This window comes from Kitasatospora sp. NPDC059747, from assembly GCF_042732955.1.
Taxonomy (GTDB): domain Bacteria; phylum Actinomycetota; class Actinomycetes; order Streptomycetales; family Streptomycetaceae; genus Kitasatospora.
The window spans coordinates 11,964-21,306 of sequence record NZ_JBHWGV010000051.1 but is presented as its reverse complement, the minus strand read 5'-3'; the positions used below and the strand labels follow the sequence as shown (position 1 = coordinate 21,306).

The window sequence follows — 9,343 nt, the reverse complement described above, 5'->3', positions numbered from 1 at the left end:
TCTATCTGCGGGGAGCCGGCGCGCCCGCGCGCCCCCCCGCGCGAGTGCGCGCCCCCCACTCCCGCGCCCGCCCTCGCCGCGGCCCGGGCCGGGGGGGCGGCGCCCGGCGCCGATGGCGCGACGGCCGGTGCGAGTAACGCGAACAGGCCCAGTGCCATGGCCAGTCCCGTACGTCGGCGTGCTGAAGAACGCCTCATGGGCATGCCCCTCGGTGAGGTGGGTGGGGGCTCCGGCGGGGGGGGGGCGCGGGCCAGGGCCCCGGGGGCGCGCCCCACCCCAGACGGGGGGTGGGGGCGCGGGGGGGCGCGCCCGGGCCCCGGGGCCGGGCTCGCCGAGCCGCGCGATCGGGGGGTGCCGGAGAGCGGGGTCGGGGTGTCACCCGGTCGGCCGGCCGAGCCCGGCGACATCCCTGACGGGGAGTCTCCGGGCCGCCGTCGTACACTGTCAACCCTCCGACCAGACTTTCCTCACACCGTGAACTATGCGGTGGTGTCGGTCAGCTGAGCACCGGCCCGGGCCTGCCCGCCCGAATCCAGGAAGTCCGACAGCGGCAGTGTGGCGGCCCCCAGGGTGACCGCCTCCGGCCCCAGGGTGCCGAGGACGATCAGCGTGTGCTCCCACGGGAACCGCAGGGCGTACTCGCCGGCGGCGGCACGGATGCCCGGCAGCAGCCGCGGGCCCAGCAGCAGGCCGGCCCAGCCGCCGATCACGATCCGCTCCGGATTGAACAGGTTGACGAGATCGGCGATCCCCGCCCCGAGGTACTCGGCGGCCTCGTCGAGCAGCCCCACCGCCCCCGGGTCCCCGGCCTCGGCGGCGGCCAGCAACGCGGCCAGGCCCGACTTCTCGCCCCGGCGGGACGCCGCGGCGCCCCACCGCTCGACCAGCGCCCCGGCCCCGACGTAGGCCTCCAGGCAGCCGCGGGCACCGCAGCGGCAGCGGCGTCCGCCGACGTGCACCTTGGTGTGCCCCCACTCCCCCGCACTGCTCGTGGCCCCCCGGAAACGCGCGCCGTCGGCGATGACGCAGGCGCCCACGCCCGAACCGAGGAGTGCCACCACCGCGTGCCGGGCCCCGCGGCCCGCGCCGAACCACATCTCGGCCTGCCCGAGCGTCTTGGCGCCGTTGTCGACGAACAGCGGCAGGTCCGTGCCGGCCCGCAGCAGGCGGCCGAGGGGGACGGCGTCCCAGCCCAGGGTCTGGCTGTGCACGACGACGTGCGGCCCGTCCGTGCCGGGGGCGCCCTGCTCGACGATCCCGGGCACGCCGATCCCGACGCCGAGGACCTGCTCCGCGGCCGTGCCGGTGCGGTCGAGCACGTCGGCCAGCCCGGCGAGGATCAGCTCCGCCACCCGGCCGACGTCCCGGCCCCGGTCGGACAACGGCTGGTCGGCGGCGGCGAGTTCGGCGCGGGCCAGGTCGAACAGGGCGACCCGGACCTGGGTCTCGCCCACGTCGACGCCCACCAGCCGGGCGCGGCCCGGGGCGACCCGGAGCATGGTGCGCGGGCGGCCGCCGTCGGAGCCGACCGAACCGCACTCCTCGACCAGGCCGTCCGCCAGCAGTTCGCCGGTCACGTTGCTGACCGAGCCCGCGCTGAGGCCGGTGAGCGCGCCCAGTTCCTGACGGCTGAGCGGCCCGTCGAAGTACAGCCTCCGCAGCACCGCCGACCGGCTGCCCCGGCGCAGGTCCCGCACCGTGTTCCCGGCCCGCCCGGCCGCGGACACGCCCTTGTGTCCCGGTTCCATCATTCCTCGTCCCCTCGCTTGACGGACGGCTCCCCCGGTCGTTAAATCACGCCTTGAAGTAAGCCGCTGTACAGGGTACTTCGCCGCTCAAGGCAATCGACCGCGTCCGCCCGACCCTGTCCGAGAGGGGCACCACCATCATGCCCGCACGCCGCACCGCCGCGGTCACCTCGCTCGCCGCCGTCCTGGCCCTCGCCGCCACCGCCTGCGGAGGCGGCGAGGGCGCGGACACCGGCCCCGCCGCCCTCACCTACTGGGCGTCCAACCAGGGCACGAGCCTGGACAACGACCGCCAGGTGCTGGAGCCGGAGCTGAAGAGGTTCGAGCAGCAGACCGGGATCAAGGTGAAGCTCGAAGTCGTCCCGTGGTCGGACCTGCTCAACCGCATCCTCACGGCGACCACCTCCGGCCAGGGGCCGGACGTCCTCAACATCGGCAACACCTGGTCCGCCTCGCTCCAGGCCACCGGCGCCCTGCTGCCCTTCGACGCCGCCGCGATGGAGAAGACGGGCGGCAAGGACCGCTTCCTGCCCTCCGCCCTCGCCTCCACCGGAGCCGCGGGCAAGGACCCCGCCGCCGTCCCGCTCTACTCCATGGCCTACGGCCTGTACTGGAACAGGAAGCTGTTCGCCGAAGCCGGGATCGACCACCCCCCGACGACGTGGGAGGATCTGATCGCCGACGGGCACCGGCTCACCGCCGGCGACCGCTACGGCCTCGCCCTCGAAGGCGGCAGCCCCACCGAGGACGTCCACCACGCCTTCACCCTCGCCAAGCAGCAGGGCGCCGACTTCTTCGACGCCACCGGAAAGCCGACCTTCGACGGCCCCGGGACCGTGGCCGCCGTCAAACGGTACGTGGGGCTGCTCGGCACCGACCGGATCGCCGCGCCCGGCAACGCCGAGTACGCCAACAACCAGTCCGTGACCGACTTCGCCACCGGCAAGGCCGCGATGCTGATGTGGCAGTCCGCCGGCGCGAACCTCGCCTCGCACGGCATGAAACCCGAGGACTACGCCGTCGCCCCGCTGCCCGCGCCCGCCGGCGCCACCGGGGACCGCGCCACCGCCTCCATGGCCGCCGGCATCAACCTCGCCGTCCTCCGCAGCAGCCACAACACCGACGGCGCGCTGAAGTTCGTGACGTTCATGACCGGCACGGACGAACAGATCCGGCTCAACCGGGCCTACGGCTCCATCCCGCCGGTCAAGGACGCCCAGAACGACCCGGCCTTCGCCACCCCCGAGCTCAAGACCCTCTCCGACGTGCTCAGGACCAGCGCCGCCCCGCTCCCCCAGGTCCCGGACGAGAGCCAGTTCGAGACGCTGGTCGGCACCGCCGTGAAGAACCTCATGGGCGCCGCCGCCGCGGGCAAACCCCCCACCGACGACACCGTCAGGGCCGAACTGGCCAAGGCCCAGCAGCAGATGCCGGCCCACTGACGTGACCACCACGCCACCGGCCCGTCCGGCCCCGCCCGACCGCAGCGCCCGCCGCCGCGCCGCCCTGCCCTACGTCCTCCTCCTGCCCGCCCTGCTCCTCGAACTGCTCGTCCACCTCGCACCGATGGTCGTCGGCGCGGCGATGAGCCTCAAGCAGCTCACGCAGTTCACCATCCGCGACTGGTCCGCCGCCCCCTGGACCGGCCTCGCCAACTACCGCACGACCGTCGACATCAACGCGCCCGTCGGCCGTGCGCTGCTCCACTCCTTCGGGATCACCTGCGCCTTCACCGTCCTGACCGTCGGCCTGTCCTGGCTGATCGGCACCACCGCCGCGATCCTGCTCCAGGACGCCTTCCGGGGCCGCGGACTCCTGCGCGCCCTGTTCCTGCTCCCCTACGCGCTGCCGGTGTACGCGGCCGTCATCACCTGGTCGTTCGTGTTCCAGCGCGACACCGGCCTGCTCAACCACGTCCTCCACGACCAGCTCCACCTCGTCGACGACAAGCCCTTCTGGCTGCTCGGCGGCAACAGCTTCGCCGCCCTGGTCACCGTCGCCGTCTGGCGCAGCTGGCCGTTCGCGTTCCTGACCGTCACCGCCGGCCTCCAGAACATCCCGCGCGAGCTGTACGAGGCGGCCGCCCTGGACGGCGCCGGCATCCGGCAGCAGATCCGCCGGATCACCCTGCCGTCGCTGCGCCCGGTCAACCGCGTCCTGGTGCTCGTGCTGTTCCTGTGGACGTTCAACGACTTCAACACGCCCTACCTGCTGTTCGGCCGGTCCGCCCCCGAGGCCGCCGACCTCGTCTCCGTGCACGTCTACCAGTCCTCGTTCGTCACCTGGAACTTCGGCGCGGGCTCCGCCATGTCGGTGCTCCTGCTGCTCTTCCTCCTGCTGGTGACGGCCGTGTACCTGCTGCTCACCGCACGCCGAAGGAGCGCGCGATGATCGGGGCGCCCGCGTCGTTCCGGTGGCTGCGCAGGGTGCTGCTCGCCGCGCTGGCCGTCTTCGCGGCCACGCCGGTCCTGGTGATGGTCTCCAGCTCGCTCAAACCCCTCCAGGACGTGCAGGGCCCGTTCCGCTGGATCCCCAGCACCGTGACGCTCCGGCCGTACGCGGACATCTGGCGCACCGTGCCGCTCGGCCGGTACCTCGTCAACTCGCTGATCGTCGCGGGTGGTTCGACCGTCTGCTCGATCCTGGTCGCGATCCTCGCCGGGTACGCGGTCAGCCGCCACCGCTTCCGCGGCCGCCGCCTGTTCACCGTCACGGTGCTGTCCACCCAGATGTTCCCGGGCATCCTGTTCCTGCTGCCGCTGTTCCTGATCTTCGTGAACCTCGGCAACGCGACCGGGATCGCCCTGTACGGCAGCCGCGGCGGGCTGATCCTCACCTACCTCACCTTCTCGCTGCCGTTCTCGATCTGGATGCTGGCCGGGTACTTCGACTCCATCCCCCGCGACCTGGACGAGGCCGCCCTGGTCGACGGGTGCGGGCCGGTGCGGGCGCTGGTGCGGGTCGTCGTCCCGGCCGCGCTCCCCGGCATCGTGGCCGTCGCCGTGTACGCCTTCATGACGGCGTGGGGCGAGGTGCTCTTCGCCTCGGTGCTCACCGACGACGAGACCCGCACGCTGGCCGTCGGCCTCCAGGGCTACGCGACCCTCAGCGACGTCTACTGGAACCAGGTGATGGCCGCCTCCCTGGTGGTGAGCGTGCCCGTCGTCGCCGGATTCCTGCTGCTCCAGCGCTTCCTGGTCACCGGCCTGACCGCCGGCGCCGTCAAATGACCACACCTCCGGCCCGCCGGACACCCCCTCGCCGAAAGGCACACCCGTGACCGACCTCAGCGACCTGCCCGCCGACTTCCTGTTCGGTGCCGCCACCGCCGCCTACCAGATCGAGGGCTCGGTGGACGCGGACGGACGCGCACCGTCCATCTGGGACACCTTCTCGCACACCCCCGGCAGGATCGCCGCCGGCGACACCGGTGACACCGCCTGCGACCACTACCGCCGCTGGCCGCAGGACGTCGCCCTGATGCACCGCCTGGGCCTGGACGCCTACCGGTTCTCCATCGCCTGGCCGCGCGTCGTGCCGCTGGCGGACGGCACGGTCAACCAGGCCGGGCTGGACTTCTACGACCGCCTCGTCGACGGCCTCCTCGACGCCGGCATCGTCCCGTTCCCGACGCTCTACCACTGGGACCTGCCCCAGGCCCAGCAGGACCGCGGGGGCTGGCCGGCCCGCTCCACCGCCGAGCGCTTCGCCGAGTACGCGGCGGTGGTCGGCGCACGCCTCGGCGACCGCGTCACCCACTGGGCCACCCTCAACGAACCCCTCTGCTCCGCCTGGATCGGCCACCTGGACGGCACCATGGCGCCCGGTCTCACCGACCTCACCGCCGCCGTCCGCGCCTCCTACCACCTACACCTCGGTCACGGCCTGGCCCTGGCGGCCCTGCGCTCGGCCGTGCCCGGCGCGCAGATCGGCATCGTCAACAACCTCAGCCCGATCGAGCCCGCCACCCGCTCCGCGGCCGACCGGGCCGCCGCCGCCCGCGCCGACGGCCACGTCAACCGCTGGTGGCTCGACCCCGTCCTCGGCCGCGGCTACCCGGCGGACATGCGGGCCGAGTACGGCGTCGACCTGCCCGTCCGCCCCGGGGACCTGGAGCTGATCGCCGCGCCCCTCGACTGGCTCGGCCTCAACTACTACTTCCGCCAGGTCGTCGCCGACGACCCGCACGGCCCCGCCCCCCGCTTCCGCCAGCTGCCCGGCCCCAACCCCCGCCACACGGCCATGCCCTGGGAGGTCCACGCCTCCGGCCTCGAACAGCTGCTGCTGCGGCTGACCCACGACTACGGCGTCCGGCGGATCTACGTCACCGAGAACGGCTCCGCCTACCCCGACACCGTCGCCCCCGACGGCAGCGTGCACGACCCCGAGCGCACCGCCTACCTCCGGGACCACCTCGCGGCCTGCGCCCGCGCCGCCGCCCGGGGAGCGGCACCGGCCGGGTACTTCGCCTGGTCTCTGCTTGACAACTTCGAGTGGGCGTACGGCTACGACAAGCGGTTCGGCCTGGTCCACGTCGACTACCCGAGCCAGCGGCGGACCGTGAAGACCAGCGGCCGCACGTACGCCGACCTCATCGCGGCCCACCGGACGCGCCGCCGGGAGGATTCCTGAAGCGTTCCGGTCAAAGGGACTTGACAGCGATTCACGTTCCTGGGAGCAGTGGCACTGCACCACCGCCACGAACAGCGCCACTCCGAAGGGGGACATCAGCAGATGACCGGAGCCGGAAGCACGGAACACGACTACACGGAACACGACTACGACGTCGTCATCAGCGGAGCCGGCCTCGCCGGCAGCGCCGCGGCGATCCTGCTCGCCCGGCGCGGAGTCCGTGTCGCCCTGCTGGAACGCCGCTCGGACCCCGGGGCGTACAAGGTCCTGTGCACCCACTCCCTCACGGCCAACGCCTACCCGGTGCTGGACGAGCTCGGCCTCATACCCGCCCTGGAGGAGGCGGGGGCCGTCCGCAACGAGGCCCGCTGGTACACCCGCTGGGGCTGGATCGAACCGGGCGCCGCACCGGGCCCCGAGCTGCCGTACGGGTACAACGTGCGGCGCAGCACCCTCGACCCGATCATCAGGTCCCGCGCGGGGCAGACCCCCGGCGTCGATCTGCTCCTCGGCCACCAGGTGACCGGGCTGATCCAGGAGGGCGGACGGACGGTGGGGGTGCGCGCGTCGACGCCGCAGGGCGAACGTGAGCTCCGGGCCCGCCTGGTGGTCGGCGCCGACGGGAAGGACTCGGCCGCGGGGAGCGCTCCGACGGATCGCTGAGCCGGCACGAACCCCGGTTCCGTCCCGGTTCCCCGCCGGGCCCGGGCGTCAAGGCGGAATCCGGCGGGGAGGGTGTGACGGAACTCCGGCTCCCGGCGCTGAACAGATCACGACCAGTGCACCGTCGGCTCACCCGTGACCCGTAGGTGCGGCCCTGACAGCCCTGTGGACCGAGAAGACCTGGACCCGACACCGTGCCCGTCACACCGTACGAACCGTGGCCGACCGCCGAACACGTCCCGTTCACCGGGGACGGAGCGGGCGAGGCCACCGTCGAACTGCCCGCCGTCTCCGACGCCGAGCCGCCGCCCCCGCCCGTGTTCGTGGACTCCTCCGGCCGCCGCCAGCGCAGGATCCGCCGCCTCGGGGTGGCACTGGCCGTACCGGCCGGCGGGTACCTGGCCCTGCTGGCGAGCGCGCTGCTCGGCGGCCCGACGGTGAACGCGCCGTTCCTGCCGCTCCCCCAGCCGCCGGCGCCGAGCGCGCCGGACCCGACGGCCACGCCGTCCGACGCGCCCACCGCCGGGCCGGTGGCCGCGGCCGCACCCAGCGAGCACCCGAGCGCGGCGCCCACCCACCCGCGGGCCGTCACCCCGGTCAGCGTCCAGCACCCGTCGGCCACCAGCCCTGCGGCGCCGAGCGCGCCCGCCGGCCCCACGGCCACGACGGCCACCACGGCGCCGGCCCCGACTGCCACGCCGTCGGAGCACCCGAGCCCCACCCCCGGGCACGGCCGCCCCAGCGCCCCGCCGGGGAACCCGAACGGCCACCCCAACAAGCAGTGACCTCCACCCACCCACCGAGAGCCGCACGATGAGCACCGCCCGCCGACGAAGAACACCCGCCCCCACCCGCGCGTCCGCCCGCCGAGGCCGGCGCGGCGTGGTCCGCCAGCGCCCGCTGCGCACCCACTGGCTCCTGCTGACCGCCCTGCTGCTGACGCTCACCGGCGCCCTCGCGCTCCAGGGCTACACCCAGCACAGCTTCGACGACCGCCCCGACCAGGCCGCCACGCCCACGGCCGCGGACGCGGTCCCGGCAGCCGTCCGCGACGGCGGTCCGGTGATCGACACCGCGGGCCCGCAGCCGCGCAGCGCCGCGCCCGGGCCCGGCACCGTCGCCCTCACCTTCGACGACGGCCCCGACCCGACGTGGACGCCGCAGATCCTCGACGTCCTGCGCAAGGAGGGGGTGCACGCGACGTTCTTCGTGGTCGGCACCCAGGCCGCCGCCCATCCCGACCTGATCCGGCGGATCGTCGCCGAGGGCCACCAGATCGGCGTGCACACCTTCACCCACACCGACCTCGGCCCGGCCCCCGCCTGGCGCCGCTCGCTGGAACTGCGCGAGACCCAGCTCGCCCTCGCCGGATCCGCCGGGGTGACGAGCTCGCTCCTGCGGCCGCCGTACTCCTCCAGCGCGGACGCCCTCGACGACCGCGAGTGGGACGCCGTCCAGCAGGCCGGGCGCTCCGGCTACCTGACCGTGCTCACCACCCAGGACAGCGAGGACTGGCAGCGGCCGGGAATCCCGCAGATCCTCAAGGCGCTCGACGACCGCCCGGGCGGCCCCGGGCAGGTCATGCTGATGCACGACGCGGGCGGGGACCGCTCGCAGACCGTGGCCGCCCTGAGGACCCTGCTGCCCGAACTCACGTCGCGCGGCCTGCGCTTCGCCACCGTCAGCCAGGCCGTCGGCCTGTCCGACCCCGTCCGCCAGGCCGGAACCGCCGACCGTCTCCAGGGAACCGCCCTGATCTGGATCCTCCGGAGTGGGAACTGGGTGCTCACCGTCCTGGGCTGGCTGCTGTGGGCGGCGGGCGCGATCAGCGTGCTGCGGGCCGTCGCCGTCCTGGTGGCCGCCCGCCGGCACAGGCGGCTGCGCCGCCGCCCGTGGGGACCGCCCGTCACCGAACCGGTCAGCGTCATCGTGCCCGCGTACAACGAGTCCGCCGGGATCGAGGCCGCGCTGCGCTCGCTGCTCGCCTCCGACCACCCCGTGGAGCTGATCGTGGTCGACGACGGCTCGACCGACGGCACCGCCGACCTCGTCGAGTCGCTCGGCCTCCCCTACACGCGCGTGATCCGGCAGGAGAACGCGGGCAAGCCCGCCGCGCTCAACACCGGCATCGCGGCCGCCCGCGCGGAGCTCCTGGTGATGGTCGACGGCGACACGGTCTTCGAGCCCGACGCCGTCCGCCACCTCGTCCAGCCGTTCGCCGACCCCGCGGTCGGCGCCCTCTCCGGCAACCCCAATGTGTTAAACCCCGGCGGCCTGCTCGGCCGTTGGCAGCACATCGA

General features: G+C 74.0%; 8 protein-coding genes. 7 read left to right on the top strand and 1 reads right to left on the bottom strand.

Translation table 11 applies throughout. The features are described 5' to 3' along the window. Positions 1-479: 479 nt before the first annotated feature. The gene (locus ACFV4G_RS22450; RefSeq protein WP_380443074.1) at positions 480-1,751 is read right to left on the bottom strand and encodes an ROK family protein; all 1,272 of its coding nucleotides are present in this window, start codon (positions 1,749-1,751) and stop codon (positions 480-482) included. A 137-nt stretch (positions 1,752-1,888) separates the two neighbouring features. On the opposite strand from ACFV4G_RS22450, the gene ACFV4G_RS22445 reads away from it, so the two are divergent. From ACFV4G_RS22445 to ACFV4G_RS22415, 7 genes are all read left to right on the top strand, one after another. Beyond that, the gene (locus ACFV4G_RS22445) at positions 1,889-3,190 is read left to right on the top strand and encodes an ABC transporter substrate-binding protein (RefSeq protein ID WP_380443072.1); all 1,302 of its coding nucleotides are present in this window, start codon (positions 1,889-1,891) and stop codon (positions 3,188-3,190) included. A gap of 1 nt (position 3,191) precedes the next feature. Beyond that, complete coding sequence (locus ACFV4G_RS22440) at positions 3,192-4,139, top strand: carbohydrate ABC transporter permease (RefSeq protein WP_380443070.1); 948 nt, start codon at positions 3,192-3,194, stop codon at positions 4,137-4,139. Further along, positions 4,136-4,978 carry a carbohydrate ABC transporter permease gene (locus ACFV4G_RS22435; protein ID WP_380443068.1) on the top strand — a complete coding sequence of 281 codons (843 nt, stop codon included), beginning with the start codon at positions 4,136-4,138 and terminating at the stop codon, positions 4,976-4,978. Before ACFV4G_RS22440 ends, ACFV4G_RS22435 begins: the two co-directional genes overlap by 4 nt. 46 nt (positions 4,979-5,024) lie before the next feature. Further along, positions 5,025-6,380, top strand: coding sequence for a GH1 family beta-glucosidase (locus tag ACFV4G_RS22430; RefSeq protein WP_380443066.1), 1,356 nt, complete (start codon positions 5,025-5,027; stop codon positions 6,378-6,380). A 102-nt stretch (positions 6,381-6,482) separates the two neighbouring features. Next, positions 6,483-7,043, top strand: coding sequence for an NAD(P)/FAD-dependent oxidoreductase (locus ACFV4G_RS22425; RefSeq protein ID WP_380443064.1), 561 nt, complete (start codon positions 6,483-6,485; stop codon positions 7,041-7,043). A 194-nt stretch (positions 7,044-7,237) separates the two neighbouring features. Then, positions 7,238-7,828 (top strand): hypothetical protein, encoded by a 591-nt coding sequence (locus tag ACFV4G_RS22420; RefSeq protein ID WP_380443062.1) that lies wholly within the window; start codon positions 7,238-7,240, stop codon positions 7,826-7,828. Between the two features lie 28 nt (positions 7,829-7,856). After that, the coding region (locus ACFV4G_RS22415; RefSeq protein ID WP_380443060.1) for a polysaccharide deacetylase family protein at positions 7,857-9,343 on the top strand (1,487 nt) is incomplete at its 3' end.

Bases quoted from the DNA above. Each gene is read 5' to 3' on its own strand.
- ACFV4G_RS22435 (WP_380443068.1), top strand. From the start codon at position 4,136: ATGATCGGGGCGCCCGCGTCGTTCCGGTGGCTGCGCAGGGTGCTGCTC.
- ACFV4G_RS22425 (WP_380443064.1), top strand. From the start codon at position 6,483: ATGACCGGAGCCGGAAGCACGGAACACGACTACACGGAACACGACTAC.
- ACFV4G_RS22445 (WP_380443072.1), top strand. From the start codon at position 1,889: ATGCCCGCACGCCGCACCGCCGCGGTCACCTCGCTCGCCGCCGTCCTG.
- ACFV4G_RS22450 (WP_380443074.1), bottom strand. From the start codon at position 1,751: ATGATGGAACCGGGACACAAGGGCGTGTCCGCGGCCGGGCGGGCCGGG.